Origin of the sequence: Photobacterium sp. NCIMB 13483, from assembly GCF_003025475.1 — a bacterium.
Taxonomy (GTDB): domain Bacteria; phylum Pseudomonadota; class Gammaproteobacteria; order Enterobacterales; family Vibrionaceae; genus Photobacterium; species Photobacterium piscicola.
This window is the reverse complement of sequence record NZ_PYLV01000030.1, coordinates 16,514-36,521: the sequence shown is the minus strand read 5'-3', so window position 1 is coordinate 36,521 and position 20,008 is coordinate 16,514. Positions and strand designations below refer to the sequence as shown.

16 protein-coding genes and 1 pseudogene are annotated in these 20,008 nt (G+C 42.2%); 3 read left to right on the top strand and 14 right to left on the bottom strand.

Annotated elements, in window-relative coordinates:
• Window positions 1–249: 249 nt before the first annotated feature.
• From fis to acs, 9 genes are all read right to left on the bottom strand, one after another.
• Entirely contained in the window at window positions 250–546 is a 297-nt protein-coding gene (gene fis / locus C9I86_RS17925; RefSeq protein ID WP_005372656.1) for a DNA-binding transcriptional regulator Fis, read from the bottom strand.
• Between the two features lie 23 nt (window positions 547–569).
• Entirely contained in the window at window positions 570–1,535 is a 966-nt protein-coding gene (gene dusB / locus C9I86_RS17920) for a tRNA dihydrouridine synthase DusB (protein WP_080158722.1), read from the bottom strand.
• Between the two features lie 176 nt (window positions 1,536–1,711).
• Window positions 1,712–2,596 carry a 50S ribosomal protein L11 methyltransferase gene (gene prmA, locus C9I86_RS17915; RefSeq protein WP_080158700.1) on the bottom strand — a complete coding sequence of 295 codons (885 nt, stop codon included), beginning with the start codon at window positions 2,594–2,596 and terminating at the stop codon, window positions 1,712–1,714.
• Between the two features lie 165 nt (window positions 2,597–2,761).
• Complete coding sequence (gene panF, locus C9I86_RS17910) at window positions 2,762–4,216, bottom strand: sodium/pantothenate symporter (RefSeq protein WP_080158699.1); 1,455 nt, start codon at window positions 4,214–4,216, stop codon at window positions 2,762–2,764.
• Window positions 4,209–4,490, bottom strand: a complete 282-nt coding sequence (locus C9I86_RS17905) for a YhdT family protein (RefSeq protein ID WP_080158698.1) — start codon at window positions 4,488–4,490, stop codon at window positions 4,209–4,211. Before C9I86_RS17905 ends, panF begins: the two co-directional genes overlap by 8 nt.
• A 195-nt stretch (window positions 4,491–4,685) precedes the next feature.
• Window positions 4,686–6,029: an acetyl-CoA carboxylase biotin carboxylase subunit gene (gene accC / locus C9I86_RS17900; protein ID WP_080158697.1), complete on the bottom strand. Its 1,344-nt coding sequence runs from the start codon at window positions 6,027–6,029 to the stop codon at window positions 4,686–4,688.
• A 15-nt stretch (window positions 6,030–6,044) separates the two neighbouring features.
• On the bottom strand, window positions 6,045–6,506 hold the full coding sequence (accB, locus tag C9I86_RS17895) for an acetyl-CoA carboxylase biotin carboxyl carrier protein (RefSeq protein ID WP_080158696.1): 462 nt from the start codon (window positions 6,504–6,506) through the stop codon (window positions 6,045–6,047).
• A 26-nt stretch (window positions 6,507–6,532) separates the two neighbouring features.
• Window positions 6,533–6,985: a type II 3-dehydroquinate dehydratase gene (gene aroQ, locus C9I86_RS17890; RefSeq protein WP_080158695.1), complete on the bottom strand. Its 453-nt coding sequence runs from the start codon at window positions 6,983–6,985 to the stop codon at window positions 6,533–6,535.
• Between the two features lie 513 nt (window positions 6,986–7,498).
• A complete protein-coding gene (gene acs, locus C9I86_RS17885; RefSeq protein ID WP_107277095.1) occupies window positions 7,499–9,448 on the bottom strand; it encodes an acetate--CoA ligase in 1,950 nt (649 codons plus the stop codon).
• Between the two features lie 359 nt (window positions 9,449–9,807).
• Between acs and C9I86_RS17880 the strand changes: the two genes are divergently transcribed.
• Both C9I86_RS17880 and C9I86_RS17875 read left to right on the top strand, forming a co-directional pair.
• Entirely contained in the window at window positions 9,808–10,986 is a 1,179-nt protein-coding gene (locus C9I86_RS17880; RefSeq protein ID WP_107277094.1) for a 3-phenylpropionate MFS transporter, read from the top strand.
• Window positions 10,987–11,185: 199 nt separating this feature from the next.
• Window positions 11,186–13,051, top strand: a pseudogene (locus tag C9I86_RS17875) (PAS-domain containing protein); the annotation flags it as partial.
• A gap of 84 nt (window positions 13,052–13,135) precedes the next feature.
• Here C9I86_RS17875 and C9I86_RS17870 read toward each other — a convergent pair.
• The 4 genes from C9I86_RS17870 to aspA form a co-directional block, all read right to left on the bottom strand.
• On the bottom strand, window positions 13,136–13,780 hold the full coding sequence (locus tag C9I86_RS17870) for a response regulator transcription factor (protein WP_080158691.1): 645 nt from the start codon (window positions 13,778–13,780) through the stop codon (window positions 13,136–13,138).
• Between the two features lie 123 nt (window positions 13,781–13,903).
• Complete coding sequence (locus C9I86_RS17865; RefSeq protein WP_080158690.1) at window positions 13,904–14,407, bottom strand: thioredoxin family protein; 504 nt, start codon at window positions 14,405–14,407, stop codon at window positions 13,904–13,906.
• Window positions 14,408–14,545: 138 nt separating this feature from the next.
• Window positions 14,546–15,853: an anaerobic C4-dicarboxylate transporter gene (locus C9I86_RS17860; protein ID WP_080158689.1), complete on the bottom strand. Its 1,308-nt coding sequence runs from the start codon at window positions 15,851–15,853 to the stop codon at window positions 14,546–14,548.
• A 113-nt stretch (window positions 15,854–15,966) separates the two neighbouring features.
• Window positions 15,967–17,427, bottom strand: a complete 1,461-nt coding sequence (gene aspA, locus C9I86_RS17855; RefSeq protein ID WP_080158688.1) for an aspartate ammonia-lyase — start codon at window positions 17,425–17,427, stop codon at window positions 15,967–15,969.
• 448 nt (window positions 17,428–17,875) lie between these two features.
• Here aspA and C9I86_RS17850 point away from each other — a divergent pair, with 448 nt between their 5' ends.
• Window positions 17,876–18,370 (top strand): FxsA family protein, encoded by a 495-nt coding sequence (locus tag C9I86_RS17850; RefSeq protein ID WP_080158687.1) that lies wholly within the window; start codon window positions 17,876–17,878, stop codon window positions 18,368–18,370.
• An 81-nt stretch (window positions 18,371–18,451) separates the two neighbouring features.
• Here the strand turns inward: C9I86_RS17850 and C9I86_RS17845 are convergent, their stop codons facing one another.
• Entirely contained in the window at window positions 18,452–19,807 is a 1,356-nt protein-coding gene (locus C9I86_RS17845) for an MATE family efflux transporter (protein WP_080158686.1), read from the bottom strand.
• Window positions 19,808–20,008: the final 201 nt, after the last annotated feature.

Sequence of the window (20,008 nt, the reverse complement as noted above, 5' to 3'; positions counted from 1 at the left end):
AAAGGGGTGAATGTGAGTCAATGCAATAACTGTCAATCATATGATATTGAAAGAATACACCGCAAATTTTACCAGCGCCTTTTTATTCGACGTATTGTTCAGTGTCGCCAATGTGATTATGTGCAGAAATTTTTCAAATATGCGTATTGAAATTAAATATAGCTAGTGTGTTTTTCCTTCTATAATGAAAAAGCCCATTTCATCATCACGATGAAATGGGCTTTTTTACAATCATTAAACCAGTGTGGTTTAGTTCATGCCGTATTTCTTTAGTTTCTTACGTAGCGTACCACGGTTGATACCCATCATGGTTGCAGCACGTGTTTGGTTACCACGAGTGTATTGCATGATAGTGTCTAGTAGTGGTTGTTCAACTTCTGCAAGCACAAGCTCGTACAGATCGTCGACTTCCTGACCATTTAATTGAGCAAGGTAGTTTTTAAGGGATGCCTTCACTGAATCACGTAATGGTTTCTGTGTGATTTGGTCTTGTGAAGTTACAGTTGTTACTGTTAACGCTTCGGAAGTCAGATTTTGTTCGAACATAATTCTGTAAGCTCTTCTAGTATTTATGCAACGTTTTCGAAGTAGCCTTGCAGCGCATCGATTTGCTGTTGAGCATTCTCGAGTGCGTTGAAGGTCCGGCGGAAATCACCTGCAGGTGCATGTTCTTTCAAGTACCAAGACACGTGTTTACGTGCAATGCGTAATCCTAGGTAATCACCATAAAATTGGTGAAGTGCCTTAACATGCCCCAACATAATTTCGCTAACTTCATCAATTGACGGCGCAGCGAGGTGTTCACCGGTTGTTAAGTAATGATGGATTTCTCTAAAAATCCACGGCTTTCCTTGTGCAGGTCGGCCAATCATCAGAGCATCGGCACCCGTATAATCGAGTACAAAGCGTGCTTTCTCCGGGCTATCGATATCACCGTTAGCGATAACTGGGATCGAGATGGCTTGTTTCACCGCTCTAATGTAGTCATATTCCGCTTCACCTTTGTACATACAAGCTTTGGTACGTCCATGAAGGGCGAGGGCTTGTATGCCGCATTGTTCGGCGAGTTTGGCTATGTTGACACAGTTCCTGTTGTCCAGATCCCAACCGGTACGGGTTTTAAGCGTCACGGGAACATCTACTGCGTCCACGACTGTACGAAGAATATCTTCGATAAGATTGGGATACTGCAATAGCGCAGAACCTGCTAATCGTTTATTTACTTTCTTGGCTGGGCATCCCATGTTGATATCGATGATTTGCGCACCGTTCTCAACACTGAATTGCGCAGCTTCGGCCATCAATTTTGGATCAGCCCCTGCTATCTGAACCGAGCGAATCCCTGATTCACCTTCATGAACCATACGATTGAGCGATTTAGACGTTTTCCAGAGATCTGGATTCGACGACATCATCTCGCTAACAGCCATGCCTGCACCGTAGCGAAGGCATAATTCACGAAATGGCCGATCGGTCACACCCGCCATTGGCGCGACTATCAGTTGGTTTTTAAGTTGATATGGACCGATATGCAAAATGTCTCTACCTGACTGTGCCAGTAAGGGCGCGCATTTTACGCATTTTTTACGCTGCTGAAAAGGCCAATAATTGAGCATGATGATTTTGTTTGTCAAAATCGCATGATTTTCAATCAATTGACCCGTTAAATTAATTAATAATAATCAACAGCAGCAACCAATTACCGTAATTTTTATGCTTTATGACCCGAGATACGACACCACTCTTCGCGTGCCATTACTGGATCTAATGTGATTTCATCGCTGTAGTAAGTCGCAACATCTTCAGCTTGGCTTTCAAGCACACCTGAAATTGCTAGGTCACCACCATTTTTTACCAAGCTCTTAATCACTGGTGATAATTCACGCAATGGGCCGGCTAGAATGTTAGCAACTACCACATCGGCTTGAATACCTTGTGGTTGATCTTGTGGCAGATATAGCTCTAGATTATCTGAAACACCATTGCGTTCAGCATTATCACGAGAGGCTAAAATAGCTTGTGGATCGATATCAATACCAATCACTTTTGCAGCGCCTAATTTCAGTGCGGCAATGGCTAAAATACCAGAACCACAACCAAAATCGATGATGGTTTTACCGGTTAGATCTTGACCGTCTAGCCACTCAAGACACAATGATGTGGTTGGGTGAGTACCTGTACCAAATGCTAAACCTGGGTCTAACAGTACATTAACGGCTTCTGGTTCTGGTGCTTCACGCCAGCTTGGACAGATCCATAAACGACGACCAAAACGCATTGGGTGGAAGTTATCCATCCATTCACGTTCCCAATCTTTATCTTCTAACTGCTCGATTTTATATGCAAAATCATCAGCAATAAGTGGGCTGTTTTTTAGCATGTTCAGCACGAAATCCATGTCGGCTTCAGCATCATACAAACCAATCACATCAGTATCGCCCCATAGGCGGGTTTCGCCTGGCATTGGCTCGAAAACTGGCGTGTCTTGTGCGTCAAGGAAAGTGGCAGATAGAGCACCAGTCTCTTCCATTAGCATGTCGCCAATTGCTTCTGCATTCTCTGCAGTAGCGTTCAGTTTAATTTGAATCCAAGGCATGGTTTATTCGCTTATTTTGTGACTACTTGAACATAGGGGGCGCAGTTTAGCATGAAATTTCACCAATCCCCATTAGCAGATGCTAAACAACCGATAAAAAAGAGAGAGCCGATTGGCTCTCTCTGGTTAATTTACGGCTATGTTGGTGTAATTACCGATGAAATATTAGTTAACCTTGATGGGTTTCAATTTATTTGGGCGAACATAACTGCCGATGATAAATGCGAGTAAACCAATAATTAATGTGGGAACAATTGCATGCATCCCCCCCATATCAGGCTTGCCTAATGATAGCGCTAGATAGGTTGTTAATCCGACAATCATTGAAGCAAAGGCACCCGTTGCTGAGGCTTTTTCCCAATAAAGGCCGAGTACTAATGGCCACAGGAATACTGCCTGTAAACTACCAAACGCCAATAAATTGAGCCAGATAATCATATTGGGTGGGTTCATTGCTGCCACAAACACCAGTGCCGAAAAAATAGCAGTTACCCAGAGTGATAGTTTGGGTAATTTAGTTTCAGCGGCTTCACCTTCAGCTATCTTAGGATTGATATAATTAATATATAAATCTTTAAGTAAGGTTGCTGACGCTTGAATTAATTGAGAGTCAATGGTCGACATAATAGCCGCCATCGGTCCGGCTAAAAAGATCCCCGCAACCGCTGGTGGCAATACTGTCACCATTAAGGTTGGCATGATTTGGTCTGGACTGGCGATATTAGGCACAATGGCACGGCCGAGTGCGCCAGCTAAGTGCATACCGAACATTAATAGGGCAACCATGATAGTGCTGATTACCATGCCTTTATGCAGTGAACGGCTGTCTTTGTAAGACATACAACGAACTGCGGCGTGAGGTAAACCTATTACGCCAAAACAGACTAAAATCCAAAAGCTCAGCATAAAAGGTTGGCTTAAAAAATGCTGAGGTCCGTAAGGAGAGACTAATGCTGGATCAATACTGTGTAGTTTGGTGACGAGTGCACCAATACTACCGCCCGTGTGAACGATCCCGACTAGCAGCGCGATCGTACCAATGATCATCATGATCCCTTGAATGGTATCGGTCATGACGACTGCGCGAAAGCCACCAATGGTGGTATAGAGCCCAACCGTGATCGCAAATAGCATTAAACCATGAGTATAAGATAGTCCTGTGACGGTTTGTAGTAAGCGTGCTCCACCAACAAATTGCACCACCATGGTGCCAAAAAAGGCCAATAATAATGATAAAGAGGCGAAAATCACTACGCCTTTGTGTTGGTAGCGAGCATATAAAATATCATTGAGGGTTAACGCATTGTGACGGCGAGATTCAATGGCAAATTTTTTACCAAGCACACCTAATGTTAACCATGCTGCGGGGAGTTGGATCATGGCGAGTAATACCCACCCTAGGCCCATTTTATAAGCGGCTCCTGGTCCACCAATAAAAGTACTGGCACTGGCATAGGTTGCCGCTAGGGTCATAGCGAGAACAAAACCGCCCATACTGCGGCCACCGACGAGATATTCAGTTAAGAAGTTCCCTTTACCTTGAAAACGGCGAGTATAGAGTGCAACGCCAAAAACAGCGGCTAAATACAGTACTAAAGGAATGATAAGTTGGCTATTCATGTGGTTTATCGTCTGTTATTTCAAGAGGGAGATCACGGTAAATAAATTTCACCATCAAGGCACACAGGATGGTAAAAACAATTGGGCCGACAATGCATGACAGTAAAAACCACAATGGGAAACCAAAATAAAGGGTTGGCATACTGAGATCATTGATAGCGGGGGCAAACCCATAGGCGGAAACATACCACCAAAGAAAATAAGCTAACGCGAGTCCTATCGCCCAGTACGCTTCTTTATGTGCTTGGCGGTAGCGGGCAGAAAGCGTTTTCATGCGGTTTCTCCAGTTATTATTGATAAAGAATCTACTACTGAAGGATGAGGATCAGTGGTAGCGGTCAAAAAAGGGGGCTATTGTGGCAAAAGATAGGGGTTTATGCCACGCCTAGAACGCCAACCAATAAGGGATGGCAGCGTTAAAAATAAAAAAGGCCACCCTTAGGCAGCCTTTTGATGTCATATAACGTTGTTACTGTAAACCAAGCTTCTTCTCAAGGTAGTGGATGTTAGCGCCACCTTTTTGGAAGTTCTCATCAGCCATAATATCTTGCTGAAGCGGAATATTGGTTTTAATACCATCAATGATCATTTCACTTAATGCATTACGCATACGTGAGATAGCCACATCACGGTTTTCACCATAAGCGATTAACTTACCAATCATTGAATCATAGTAAGGCGGTACAGTATAACCAGTATAGATGTGAGATTCCCAACGAATACCCATACCACCTGGAGAGTGGAAACGTGTGATCGTACCTGGGCAAGGTAGGAAGCGCTCAGGATCTTCTGCGTTAATTCGACATTCAACCGCGTGACCACGAATTTGAATATCTTTTTGGCTAAATGACAATGGTTGACCTGCCGCAATACGTAATTGCTCTTTAATCAGATCAACACCGGTTACCATTTCAGTCACTGGGTGTTCAACTTGAATACGGGTGTTCATTTCAATGAAGTAGAATTCACCGTTTTCATATAGGAACTCAAATGTACCTGCGCCACGGTAATTGATTTCTAAACATGCACGTGTACAACGTTCACCGATGTATTTACGCATTTCTTCAGTGATGCCAGGTGCAGGTGCTTCTTCAACTACTTTTTGGTGACGACGTTGCATTGAACAGTCACGTTCGCCTAAGTGAATTGCGCCACCTTGGCCGTCAGCAAGAACTTGAACTTCGATATGACGTGGGTTTTCAAGGTATTTTTCCATGTAAACCATGTCATTATTAAAGCAAGATTTTGCTTCTGCACGAGTCATCGCAATCGCTTCAGTCAGTTCTTTTTCAGAACGAACTACACGCATACCACGACCACCGCCGCCACCAGAGGCTTTAATGATAACTGGGTAACCAATACGCTTAGCGAAAGATTTATTTTTCGCTTCATCGTCATCAAGTGGGCCGTCAGAACCGGGAACACAAGGTACACCGGCTTTTTTCATGGCGTTAATTGCTGAAACTTTATCACCCATTAGACGAATAGTTTCTGCTTTAGGGCCAACAAAAATAAAACCTGAACGTTCTACTTGCTCTGCAAAATCTGCATTTTCAGACAGGAAACCGTAACCTGGGTGAATCGCTACTGCGCCAGTGATTTCTGCCGCACTGATAATGCGAGGAATATTAAGGTAGCTATCAATACCACGAGCAGGACCAATACAAACAGATTCATCTGCTAATAGTACGTGCTTAAGATCACGGTCAGCGGTTGAGTGAACCGCAACGGTTTTAATACCTAGTTCTTTACATGCGCGAAGAATTCGAAGTGCAATTTCACCTCGGTTCGCAATTACTAATTTATCTAACATAGCCAGGAGCCTCGATTACTCGATGATTACAAGCGGTTGGTCGAATTCAATTGCATCGCCTTCTTGAGCAAGAATTGCAACGATTTTACCTGCTTTGTCTGCTTGAATTTGGTTCATCATCTTCATTGCTTCAACGATACATAGTGTATCGCCAATGTTGATTGATTGACCGACTTCAATGAAGTTCTTTGCTTCTGGGCTTGGTGCACGGTAGAAAGTACCTACCATTGGTGAAAGCACTTTATGACCAGGTGCAACAACAGGTGCTTCTGGTGCTTGGAATGATGCAGGAGCTTCTGCTACAGGTGCTGCTTGAACAGGTGCCGCCATAGGAGCAACAGCATATTGTTGTGGCATAGCAGTGACGGGAACACTACGACTGATTCGAACAGATTCTTCACCTTCAGAAATCTCTAGCTCTGCAATACCAGATTCTTCAACCAGTTCAATTAGCTTCTTAATTTTACGAATGTCCATTATTTTTCTCTTTATATATTGTTCAGTTAGCTATCTGCATGCAGGCGATTAATCGCTGCCTGTAGGGCGAATTCATAACCGTCAGGGCCAAGGCCACAAATCACGCCTACCGCTTTATCCGATAAGTAAGAGTGATGACGAAAAGGTTCACGTGCGTGAACGTTAGATAAATGTACTTCAATAAACGGAATAGCAACCCCAAGTAAGGCATCACGAATAGCAACGCTAGTGTGAGTGAAAGCTGCTGGGTTTATAATAATGAAATCCACGTTAGCATAGGCTTGGTGAATCGCATCAATTAACTCGTGTTCCGCATTTGATTGAATATGTTCTAATGCCACGCCTAAATCGACGGCTTTGGTCGTTAATTTCTGAACCAGTTGCGTGAGTGTTTGCTGGCCATAATGTTCAGGCTCACGCAGACCTAATAAATTTAGGTTGGGTCCATTAATCAGTAAAATTCGTTTAATGGTTGGCATCTTGAGGTCTCATCACTTGTTTATGAGGTTAAACTCGAACAACTTGTGGCTATCTACAAGTTGACTTCCATGTGTCCGTTTTTTTACTACCAAACATTAATTGTGAACCAATTATAGAGAATTCAACGCAAATCGCAGCAAAATACTGGTCTAATCACCACTTTTTGCGCGAACAGGTGTAAGCCGTTGTAAGAATGTTAGTAGATGTTAATACGTTTATCCTACGTCAATGTAACGTAACTAAGTGCAAGAATTTAGTAATAAAACTGTGTTTTCGTCAGTTATTATTACGGTGTGATAATTGGGCTTAAAAAAGATCATTAATAAGCTTATTTAATGAGGCTTTTTTAAAAAATATTATCAATATCGAATAGGTTAACGCGATATTTTAGCGTTAACTAGCTTATCCTAAGCTGAATTCGATTTAAATTATCATTAATAACTGCATAAAAAAAGACCACAGTTGCGGTCTTTTGATCTTAGTTAGATTGCTTTTTTAGGGATAAGCACGATTTAGAATAATTGTTGTTTTTCTGCTATCAGTTTATCAACCACACTTGGATCTGCGAGTGTTGATGTATCCCCTAAAGAGCCCGTGTCTCCTGTGGCAATTTTGCGTAGAATTCGGCGCATAATTTTACCTGAGCGAGTTTTAGGTAATGAATCTGTCCAGTGAAGAAAATCAGGGGTAGCAATGGGCCCTATTTCTTTTCGAACCCAATCTTTAACTTGTTTATGTAATTCAGCACTTGGATATTCACCATCATTAAGGGTGATATACGCGTAAATCGCTTGACCTTTGATGGCATGAGGGACGCCGACGATCGCCGCTTCTGCTATTTTATCAAAAGCGACTAAAGCCGATTCAATCTCAGCGGTTCCCATACGGTGACCTGAAATATTTAGCACATCATCAACTCGACCTGTGATCCAATAGTAACCATCTTCATCACGTCGAGCGCCATCACCAGAGAAATACATTCCGGGAAAGGTTGAGAAGTAGGTTTGTTCAAACCGTTCGTGATCACCCCATAATGTACGCATTTGTCCCGGCCATGAATCGGTCATTACAAGGTTACCGTCAGTCGCACCGTCAAGGATATTACCGACGTTATCAACTAATGCTGGTTGCACACCAAAAAAAGGTCGCGTTGCTGAGCCTGGTTTAAGTGCCGTTGCACCAGGTAGCGGGCTGATAAGAATGCCGCCAGTTTCTGTTTGCCACCAGGTGTCAACAATCGGGCAACGGCTATCACCAATGGTACGGTGATACCATTCCCATGCTTCTGGGTTAATTGGCTCACCGACAGATCCCATGATCCGTAATGATGAACGGTGGGTTCCTGCAATCGCTTCATCACCTTTTGCCATTAACGCGCGAATTGCAGTGGGGGCAGTATAGAGGATGTTGACTTGATGTTTATCAACCACTTCACTCATTCGGCTAGTGGATGGATAATTCGGTATACCTTCAAATAAAACCGTGGTCGCGCCATTGGCAAGGGGGCCATAAACCAAATAGCTGTGACCTGTGATCCAGCCAACATCGGCAGTACACCAATAGACTTCACCGGGTTGGTAGTCAAAAACATATTTAAAGGTCATGGTGGCATAAACCAAATAGCCACCAGTGGTGTGCAACACGCCTTTAGGCTTACCTGTTGAACCGGAGGTGTAGAGAATAAACAGTGGGTCTTCAGCATTCATTGGCTCAGGAGCACAATGATTAGAAGCGATCGCGGTCGCCTGATGCCACCACACATCACGTTCACTGTGCCATTCAATGTCACCACCAGTGCGTTGAAAGACCACTACTTTTTCAATGCTGGTAACCAATGGATTAGCGAGAGCATCATCAACATTTTGTTTTAAAGGAACGGCTCGCCCACCACGCACCCCTTCATCCGCGGTGATCACGACTTTTGCATTAGAATCAATAATACGACCAGCGAGGGCTTCAGGGGAAAAACCACCAAAAACAATAGTATGTACCGCGCCAATACGAGTACATGCCAGCATAGCAACCGCAGCTTCTGCGACCATAGGCATGTAAAGGCATACAACATCACCTTTACGTACCCCTTGGCTTTTAAGGGCATTAGCAAATTGGCAGACTTGCTGGTAAAGATCATTATAGGTTAGGGTGGCGTCATCATTAGGATCATCGCCTTCCCAAATAATCGCCGCTTGATCGCCACGATCAGCAAGATGGCGATCAATACAATTGGATGAAACGTTAAGTTCACCATCTTCAAACCATTTTATGCTGACATGACCACTATCAAATGAGGTGTTTTTCACTTTGGTGTATGGGGTGATCCAATCAATGATTTGACCATGCTGACGCCAGAAGCCTTGAGGGTTAACCGTTGATTGTTGGTACATTTCACGATATTGGTCGTGGTTGATATGGGCGTTATTCGCTATTGCATTATCAACTGGATAAATATGAACCTCACTCATCCCTGTTCTCCTTGAGTTCTTTCCCTTATTGGGGTGATGGTCGTGATATTGAATAACCACTGTTTTAAGTGATATTAATGGTTAAAGTGGAGGATTCTCACGGTCTCGACAATTAGACTTTAGGATGAGATCACGGTGTAATTTGATGAGCTTATGCTGTTGCACGTGGGTTACATTGTATTTTGTGCACTGCTTATGCCATTAACTGAGTAATGGATTGATATTGAGTGTGATCGTTGTCGCAATTAGGTTGTGAATATTTGTTATTTTAGAGTAAACATCACTGAACCATTGCGGCGTTGTGGTTAATTTACGGCATAATAGAGCGGTTTTTCATCTACCACACTTTGAGATTTATTATGTTTAAAAGTAAGCCTTATGGCTGGACATCCCAATATCTATTGGGATTTTTCTTTTCTTATGGGGTCTATTTACCCTTTTGGGCGATTTGGTTTAAACATATAGGGGTCGATGATTCTGATATTGGCTTGTTACTAGGCTTAGGTTTTGCTGTGCGTTGTATTGCTAATTTAGTGATTACACCACGGATCCATAAAGTCGAACATTTAATTCCAGCCTTACGTGGCTTTACGTTACTAGGGTTAGTGGCATGTATTATTTATATTGTGTGTGGTGGTAACCTCTGGGCTCTGGCAGCCGTCACGGTGTTGTTTAATTTATCTGCTGGTCCTATCGTACCTATCTCTGATGCAATAACAAACCACTATGCTAAAGAAGGCCATTTAGATTATGGACGTACCCGTTTATGGGGGTCTATTGCCTTTATTGCAGGCTCTACCGTTGTCGGCATTCTCGCGCAACGTTATGGGGCTGATATTATTCCTTGGGTTGCATTAGCAGGCTTAGGTTTCGCACAATTAATGGCAGCCCGTAACCCTGCGGTGATGCCTGTTGATGTTGATAGCCATCAGCAAACACGTCCTGCATTAATGCAGATTTTGCGTGATAGTTCAGTGATTAAATTAATGCTAATTGCAGCATTATTGCAGGGCAGTCATGCCGCATATTATGGTTTCAGTTCGATTTATTGGCAGAAAATAGGCTTTAATGAATCGGTGATTGGTTACTTATGGAGTTTTAGTGTTGCCGCTGAAGTCGGCATGTTTCTGGTAAGTAAGCGCTTATTTGCTAACTGGTCTATTAATAATATGTTCCGTTTAGCTGCTGTGGGTGTATTGGTGCGTTGGGGGTTAACTGCGACCATTACTGATCAATGGGCAATGTTTGCGGTGCAGTCATTACACAGCGTGACATTTGCTGCGGCTCACTTAGCCGCAATTCGTTATATCGAGCGTTCACCTAGCAATCATATGGTGGCACTACAGTCATTGTATAATGCGATTCCGCTAGGGGCGGTGATGGCAATTCTAACCTCAATCAGTGGTTGGGTTTATGGTGATTGGGGGGCTGATGTGTTCTGGGTCATGGCCGTTATGGCTGTGCCTGTATTCTTCATCCGTTTACCATTACCAGGTAAGCAGCCACAGACACTTACACCACAAATGAATCAAGCCTAAGTACACGCTTGTAAGTCCAATCTAAACAGTAATAACGAGCGCATCCTTTAATGGATGCGCTTTTTTTATTGCTAAAAATACCGTTAGTGGTCGCTGAAAATACATCTTCGCTTCATTTTTGTGACCGATCTCAATTGAGCCAAGGTTAATAACTCCGTTACAGTGGCACAAGGACAATGAAGGAAGATTGAGAATGGATGCACAAATTACCGTAAGGGAGCTTGAACTCTTAGCAGCAAGGTTTGTTGGACGTAAACGTATTCAACACGCTTTTGCTCAATTTTCCAAGCAGCAACAATGTCAGCTTATTGCTGAACAGCAAGCATCACCTGCAATGATTTTACATACAGAACAAGTGCTAGCATCTGTTTTTGGTGAGCTATCAGCAAAGTTGGTGCTTACATCGGCATTGCAAGGCCGTGACATGCAATTAGAGGATGTGGCAACCATTGTTGATGAAGCGTCTGAGATATTTGATTTTAGTCGTGGCTTATTACAAGGCGCAATTGAACATATTAGCCAAGGCATCGCTGTGGTTGATAACCAATTACGGCTGGTGGCATGGAATCAACGCTACCTTGAATTATTTTCATTTCCGGTGGGATTAATTCAGGTGGGATGCCCAATTGCTGATTTGATTCGGCATAACGCTAATCAAGGATTATGTGGCAGTGGTGATTCGGAACAGCATGTAGCCAAGCGAATTCAGCATCTACAACAAAGAACTCCGCATACTTCATCCCGAGTTCGAGCTGATGGACAGGTGATTGAGGTGCAAGGTAACCCGATGCCAAGTGGTGGCTTTGTGATGAGTTTTAGTGATATTACGGTGTTTCGCCAAGCTGAAATGGCATTAAAAGAATCAAATGAAAACCTAGAAGCTCGAGTTAAAAAACGTACGCAACAATTAGAACAACTCAATAAGAAATTGGTTGTTGCGACTCAACAGGCAGAATCTCAAGCGCATTCTAAAAGCCGATTCTTAGCTGCGGTCAGCCATGATTTAATGCAACCGCTTAACGCCGCTCGATTATTTTCATCATCACTCGTTGAGGTAAGTTCTGATCCACAAAGTGCTCGTCTCGCGGCTCATATCACTAGTGCGTTAAGCGCTGCTGAAGATTTGATTGGCGATCTATTAGATGTTTCACGCCTAGAAGCCGGTAAGCTGGAAGCTCACGTTATGCCACTACGAGTCAGTGATGTATTGAGTGTATTACAAGCTGAATTTGGTGTATTAGCTCAACAACAGCAGATCGATTTTAGCGTGGTGATGAGTGAGGCGGTGATCCTTTCGGACTGTAAATTACTTCGGCGAGTATTACAAAATTTTCTAACTAATGCTTTTCGCTATAACCCTAAAGGACGGGTTTTATTAGGTGTACGTCGTCAAGGTGAACGGATTTTAATTGAGGTTTGGGATAATGGTCCGGGTATCGAGCGTGAGAAGCAGGCTGATATATTTGATGAATTTACCCGCATGGATCAGACGGAGGCTGAACACGGTTTAGGATTAGGGCTTGCGATTGCTCGTGGAATATCTCGTGTATTACACCATCCATTAGGGCTACGGTCATGGCCGCAGCAAGGCACTGTCTTTTCTTTATCTGTACCACGAACCACAGCATCAATCTTGCCTCTATCTGCAATGGTATCACCGTCAGCATCGAGCTCGTCATTAGGTGGATTGAAGGTACTTTGTATTGATAATGAACCTGAGATTCTAGATGCGATGATGACGCTATTAGAATTGTGGCATTGTGAGGTACGTATTGCCGAGAATAAAATACAGACTCTAACGTTATTAGCAGAGGGTTGGCAGCCTGAGGTGATCATCAGTGATTATCATCTTGCAAAGCACCAAACAGGATTAGAAATATTACAACTATGCCGATCTCAACTTAAACTTCCTTTTAAAGGGGTCTTGATTAGTGCTGATAGGCTAACTGAAAAACAAACATTGATTCGTCAACAAGGGTTTAGTTTTTTAAGTAAGCCGGTTAAGGCACTTAAATTACGGGCGATATTAAATCAATGTTTGCTGAGTAAGCGTGTTAAGTGTTGATGATAAATACCGGTAATGACGCTCACATTAGAGCGTCATTAGGTCAGTGGATAAAAGTGAGATCAATGGCGGCATTGGTGAGTATTATTGGGCGAGTGAATGAAGTTCTAATTGTTGTAATAAGATCACCGCCTGAGTGCGATTTTTAACGTCAAGTTTTCGAAAAATAGCGGTTAGATGTGCTTTGATTGTTGCCTCTGAGACATTGAGATCATAGGCAATTTGTTTGTTGAGTAAGCCTTCTGTCAGCATGGTTAATACTTTATATTGCTGTGGGGTTAACGTCGCAATTTTAGTGGGTAACTGCTGGTGGATATAATGGGTGTCATTGAGGGTTGTCGGAAAGTAAGGTTCACCATTAATGATTTGTTTTAAGGCATTTAGCAATACCTGCATATCACTCGATTTAGGGATAAAACCAAATGCACCATGGTTATAAACTTGCTGCACAACTTCCGTTTCCTCACTCGCTGAAATAACCACAATAGCCAGTTCTGGGTACTGTTGTCGTAACTGGATCAGACCTGATATGCCATTAGATCCCGGCATCTTGAGGTCGAGTAACAGTAAGTCGATATCCTTCGTTTTCTCTAATAGTGAAAATAACGAATTCTGCGAGTCAGCTTCTAGGAGGTGGGTATCACTGATGGCCATATGAATCGACTGCAAGAGAGCGTTACGAAACAAGGGATGATCATCGGCGATAACAATGGTGTATTGAACGTCCATAGTTGAGCCTATTTCTTATTATTAGTGTTTTACGCTAACATTTCAGTAACAAAGGCGCAATTTACTCACCGTTGAGATTGGATCTTGATCATGCTTGAGTACGCGCTTTTGTAATTTGAGGGGTTATTGCGCATGGTTTTGTGAGGCTGATGAGGGCGTGGGGAAAATGATCGCTTGTTGTAAATGACGACTAAAACTATCGGCATTAATAAAACCATTTATTTTTACTTGTGGTAATGGATTTCCTTGTGTATCCCAGAATAATAAACTGGGAAAACCAATTACGTTAAGGTGATGCATTAATGCAATATCAGCACGGGTATTGGCCGTAACATTGGCTTTCAAGCGCGTGAATTTTTTGAGTTGAGGAATAACATTTGCAGCAGGGAATGTCTGTTGAGTTAAAGCTATACAGGGCGAGCACCATTCTGCATAAACATCGAGTAGTACTGGACGTTGTTGTTGAGTGGCTACTTTAAGTGCCTGTTTGAGTTCAGAGATTGAATTAACCGCTGTAAAGGTAAGTATAACGGGGTTTGGTTTACTATTAAGTAAGTAGCCACTCACTATGGTTATAGCTGTTATGATTAATATCACTAAGACATGTTTTGTTTTAATATTTGCCACCCAATAACATCCTTATTGTCGTTGGTTTGGTTATACGTAAGCACATATGACCTTATCATCAGTTTAGCAATGATTTATGACCTGCAAAAAAAAAGCTGCTCGAAAGCAGCTTTTTAATCATTCATTATTAATAGCCAATTATAAAATAAAGCTACCAAACAAGAAGCCTAAAGCCACTGATGTCGAAATAGTAACAACCCCAGGAACAAAGAATGGGTGGTTAAAGACCAAATTACCAATTCTCGTTGAGCCGGTGTCATCCATCTCTACTGCCGCGAGTAGCGTTGGGTAAGTCGGTAATACAAACAGTGCACTAACAGCTGCAAAAGAAGCCACCATAGTTAATGGTGCTACGCCAATAGCAAGAGCCGCTGGCATTAATGCTGTTGTGGTTGCGCCTTGTGAATAAAGTAACATTGAAGCAAAGAATAGAATTAATGCTAGCATCCAAGGGTGGCTACTTAATAGTGAACCCGCCACTTCTTTAATACCATCAACGTGCGCATTTACGAATGTCGCGCCAAGCCATGCCACACCAAGTACACAAATACAAGCTGTCATGCCAGAACGGAATGTTGGTGCTGATGGAATTTCAGCTGCATCAATTTTAGTTACCCATACTGTTACCGCAGCAGATGTTAACATCACGGCGATAATCGCTTCGTTACGACCCAGTGTTGGATCGGTAATTAAACCGATAGAGTGAGAGATAGCTGCGGCATAACAAACCACAAGTACAATTGCAGTAATAAAGATATAGGTCGCTTTGCGTGCAGTTGGTTTAATCTCACGTTTACCTTTTTGCTCAATGTTAACTAAGCCTTTTGCTAAACGATCTTGATAAACGGGATCATCTTTTAGTTCACAACCCATAAAGTTAGCGACAAAAGCGCCGACCATACAAGCAATAAAGGTTGTTGGAATACAAATAGCAAGTAGAGTTATGTAACTCACACCCACAGGTTCAAGGATACCAGAGAAGAACACCACAGCTGCTGAAATAGGTGAAGCAGTGATCGCGATCTGTGATGCAATAACGGCAATAGAAAGGGGACGTGAAGGGCGAATGCCTTGGCCTTTAGCTACTTCGGCAATAACAGGAAGTGTTGAAAAAGCCGTGTGTCCAGTACCTGCTAATACTGTCATCAAATAAGTAACGATAGGTGCATAGAAAGTGATGCGTTTAGGGTGTTTTCGAAGGAAGTTTTCAGCAATTTCTACTAGCCAATCCATACCACCGGCAACTTGCATTGCTGCAATAGCGGTGATTACTGACATGATAATAAGAATAACATCGATAGGGATTAATGATTCACTGGTGGGCATACCAAAAACGAGTGATAACACCAACACACCAGCACCGCCGGCAAAACCGATACCAATACCGCCAATTCTCGAACCTAAATAAATAAAGCCCAGAACGACCAAGAGTTCAATTCCAGTCATAGAATTTTTCCTGTCTAAAGTTTAAAAGATAAAAATCAAAAAGAGGATTTAGTTGCAAAAAAAAAGCGGATAATCAAGTGACAATCCGCTGGTATTCTCAGGCGTTAACGTGTTTAGTTATAACGTTTAGCTTTATATTGAGGATGCATTAAGTTCTCGATAGAGAAGATATCATCTAATTGCTCTTCAGTCAGCAATCCACGCTCAAGCACGACTTCGCGTACGCTCTTACCGGTTTCAGCACAAATCTTACCAACAATGTCACCTTCGTGGTGGCCAATGAATGGGTTTAAGTAAGTAACGATACCGATTGAGTTAAAGACGTAGCTTTCACAAACTTCTTTATTAACAGTAATGCCTTCGATGCACTTATCACGTAGGTTGATACATGCATTTTTAAGTAGGCTAATTGATTCGAAAATCGCTTGACCAATAACGGGCTCCATTACGTTTAACTGTAATTGACCCGCTTCTGCTGCAAAAGTAATAGTGGTGTCGTTACCAATAACTTTAAAGCAAACTTGGTTAACCACTTCAGGGATAACTGGGTTTACTTTCGCTGGCATGATTGAAGAGCCCGCTTGCATTTCAGGTAGGTTAATTTCGTTTAGACCAGTACGTGGGCCTGAAGAAAGTAAACGTAAGTCGTTACAAATTTTAGATAATTTAACGGCAGTACGTTTTAGTGCGCCGTGAACCATTACGTAAGCGCCACAGTCTGATGTTGCTTCGATTAAATCTTCTGCAGCAACAACAGGTAAACCTGTAATTTCAGCAAGACGTTGAACTGATAGTTGTTGGTAACCTGTTGCTGCGTTTAGACCAGTACCGATCGCTGTTGCGCCAAGGTTAACTTCAAGTAGTAGTTGTGCTGTGTATTGAAGGTTTTTGATTTCTTCTTTTAGTAGTACGCCGTAAGCATGGAATTCTTGACCTACCGTCATAGGCACTGCGTCTTGAAGTTGAGTACGGCCCATTTTCAATACACTAGCAAATTCAGTTGCTTTAACATCAAATGCTGTTTTTAGGTAATCTAGTGCTTCTAACATGCTGATGATGCTGTTGTAAACGGCAACACGGAAACCTGTTGGGTAAGCACAGTTAGTAGATTGTGATTTGTTTACGTGATCATTTGGGTTAACGATGTCGTAACGACCTTTCTCTTCACCCATGATTTCAAGTGCAAGGTTAGCAATAACTTCGTTGGTGTTCATGTTGACTGATGTGCCAGCACCACCTTGGAAAACGTCTGATGGGAATTGATCCATGCAACGGCCGCTTTCAAGAATAAGATCACAGGCTTGAACAATGTAATTACCAATGTCAGAAGGAATAGCGCCAAGCTCTTTGTTGGCCATTGCTGCTGCTTTTTTGGTGAAAACCATACCACGTACAAATTCAGGAACATCAGAAATTGTTGTGTTAGAAATATTGAAGTTCTCAATTGCGCGTAGAGTATGAATACCCCAGTAAGCATCTGCAGGAACATGGCGTTCGCCAAGTAAATCTTCTTCTATACGAGTTGCGACATTGATTGTTGCTTTATTTTTTTCAAGATCAATCATCTGAGACATAATATAGCCCTTTGCAAAACTTCATAATTAAAATCAATAAGTAAGCCAACAGTTGTAGCGATAATCCATTGTCGCAAAGTTGTGGCGAGATGATCATACCTGACACCTTAATTGGTGCCGATAATACTCCCCTCAACCGCTAAAAACATAATCCAGATCACTTTTTACGAGGGCTTGTTAATCTTTGCACAGAAACGCGATCTCTTTCACACTTTCTGTTAACAGTAGCACGTCATTTTACACGTAAAATGAATAAAAACGACAAGATGTGAACAAATTGTAGGTGTGGCTTTGTATTTTTTGGAACCAACTCAAATTGTGTTTTTGTTGCATTTGTTAACATATTTGAAGTGAAGAATGAAATTTGTCATGAGTAATTAAACGGATAATCAGGTAATGTCTATGGTAGAGCATCAGCATAAAATCATTTAAAGATAAGGGGCGGGGTGTGTTTCCACTACTAATGTTACTGTTTATTGTGGTGCCAATGGTTGAAATTGGCTTATTCATTCAAGTGGGTGGCTTATTGGGATTATGGCCAACAATAGCCATTGTTTTTTTTACCGCAGTGATTGGCGCTTCGTTAGTGAGAAGCCAAGGTATTGCGACGTTAACGTCGGTTCAAAACAAGTTGCAACAAGGCGAAATGCCAACCCAAGAAATTGTCGAAGGGATGTTGCTTGCGGTTGCGGGTGTTTTATTATTAACACCTGGATTTATGACTGATGCGTTAGGTTTAGTTTTATTATTGCCGCCGTCACGGGCTAAAGTAGCACAATTATTAATGCAAAAAGTCACGTTAAAAAGTAACTTTACTCATTTTGGTGGCGGTTTTTCACATCATCGTCATTCAAATGATGCTGCTAATGGTGATGTATTTGATGGTGAATATGAGCGCACAGATAATCATGATAATAACAATTCCCAGCATCGTTTACCGTAGCCGCAACATTAAATAAACAAATATAGTATTAATAAAAAAGCAGCCATGGCTGCTTTTTTTTATTCATGCTATTCATATTAATTAAGCAAGTGATAGCTGTTTTTTTCGTAGTTTTCGAGCATATAAATAAGCACCAATGCCGCTGATCATATTGGCGATGGCGATACCAATAAAGAGCCCTTTGGTACCATAAAGATGACTGCCAAACCATGCGAGAGGCACTAATAACACAAAGAGTCGTAATAGATTCCAGCATAGAGCATTAATGGTTTTGTGTAGCGCATTGAGGGCGCTAATTAGCAACATACAAATTGCCTGTAATCCATAACTTGCAGGCACCACTAATAAGTAATGCCACAGCTGATTTTGAACCATGGCATCTTTTGAAAAAAGTGCAGCCAGTGGCATGCTCAGAGGCACCATTGCAACAAATACCAGTAGTTGAAATCCAATAGCAAAATGCATTGCGGCAAATAATGCACTAAATGCGCGCTGTGGCTTTTGTGCGCCTAAGTTTTGTGCCATAAAAGGCATTAATGCAGAGCTAAGTGCCATCATCACTATCACTAATAATGATTCAACTCGCATTGCTGCGCCATAAGCGGCCACCGAAGCTGTGCTTTGGCTTGCTAGCATCGCCATTAATAAGGCGCCAGAAAGTGGATTTAGGGCTGTCGATAAACCAGCAGGTACACCAATGTGTAATATTTGCTGCCAATCGCTTTTTAATGCATGCCATTGCGGAACAATCAGTAATTTTTCGCGGTTATAAAGCAGATGTAGTGAAACAATAAGCGCAAACACCCAACTTATGCCACTGGCAATAGCAGCACCTTTTACACCTAAAGCAGGAACCGGACCATAACCAAAGATCAATAATGGATCTAATAAGCCGTTCATGACCCCCGCGATCACCATGATCTTGGCGGGACTTTTGGCATCGCCAGTGGCACGAATAGCACTATTGCCAGCCATCGGGATCACCAGTAATGGGATCGCGATGTACCACACTGTCATATATTGTTCGATAATGGGCAATAACTCAGCTGACGCACCCATTAAAGTAAATAACGGTTTAATAGTGAGCAAACCGATAATCGATCCTATGATCATCAACAATAGACTCAGTAACAATCCGTGAGTGGTTATACGTGCGGCACTGTGATTATCACCTTGACCAAGCATGCGTCCAATACTGGTTGATATGCCAACGTTCATTCCCATAGTGATACAGTTCAAGCCAAAAGTGACGGGAAAGGTAAAACTGACGGCGGCGAGTGCATTGGTGCCCAATCGTGAAATGAAGAAAGTATCAACTAAGTTGAACATTAAAATCGCGATCATGCCAAACACCATTGGCACGGTTAAACGTCGTAATGCGTCATGAATGGGAGCCGATAATAATCCATGTTTATCTGACTTGGGTAATGTTGCCATAATGGTCTCAAAATAAGGATGCCTGCATACCCTAATGCAAAGTGTGTGATCGGGCAAAATTTCTCAAATAAATAACAAAAAAAAGCGCTCTTAACCTTGGGATTTAGAAATTAGACCCAACATCTTAACCATATAGAAAGTCATACAAGTGAGTGCTTGTTGGCTTCAAATCATGGACATTACCTTAATTATCAGGAGAGA

Coding starts and splice junctions, on each gene's coding strand:
- C9I86_RS17845 (WP_080158686.1), bottom strand. CDS start 19,807: ATGGCAACATTACCCAAGTCAGATAAACATGGATTATTATCGGCTCCC.
- prmA (WP_080158700.1), bottom strand. CDS start 2,596: ATGCCTTGGATTCAAATTAAACTGAACGCTACTGCAGAGAATGCAGAA.
- C9I86_RS17860 (WP_080158689.1), bottom strand. CDS start 15,853: ATGACTGGAATTGAACTCTTGGTCGTTCTGGGCTTTATTTATTTAGGT.
- C9I86_RS17870 (WP_080158691.1), bottom strand. CDS start 13,780: ATGGACGTTCAATACACCATTGTTATCGCCGATGATCATCCCTTGTTT.
- C9I86_RS17905 (WP_080158698.1), bottom strand. CDS start 4,490: ATGAAAACGCTTTCTGCCCGCTACCGCCAAGCACATAAAGAAGCGTAC.
- aspA (WP_080158688.1), bottom strand. CDS start 17,427: ATGTCTCAGATGATTGATCTTGAAAAAAATAAAGCAACAATCAATGTC.
- accB (WP_080158696.1), bottom strand. CDS start 6,506: ATGGACATTCGTAAAATTAAGAAGCTAATTGAACTGGTTGAAGAATCT.
- acs (WP_107277095.1), bottom strand. CDS start 9,448: ATGAGTGAGGTTCATATTTATCCAGTTGATAATGCAATAGCGAATAAC.
- panF (WP_080158699.1), bottom strand. CDS start 4,216: ATGAATAGCCAACTTATCATTCCTTTAGTACTGTATTTAGCCGCTGTT.
- accC (WP_080158697.1), bottom strand. CDS start 6,029: ATGTTAGATAAATTAGTAATTGCGAACCGAGGTGAAATTGCACTTCGA.
- C9I86_RS17880 (WP_107277094.1), top strand. CDS start 9,808: ATGTTTAAAAGTAAGCCTTATGGCTGGACATCCCAATATCTATTGGGA.
- aroQ (WP_080158695.1), bottom strand. CDS start 6,985: ATGCCAACCATTAAACGAATTTTACTGATTAATGGACCCAACCTAAAT.
- fis (WP_005372656.1), bottom strand. CDS start 546: ATGTTCGAACAAAATCTGACTTCCGAAGCGTTAACAGTAACAACTGTA.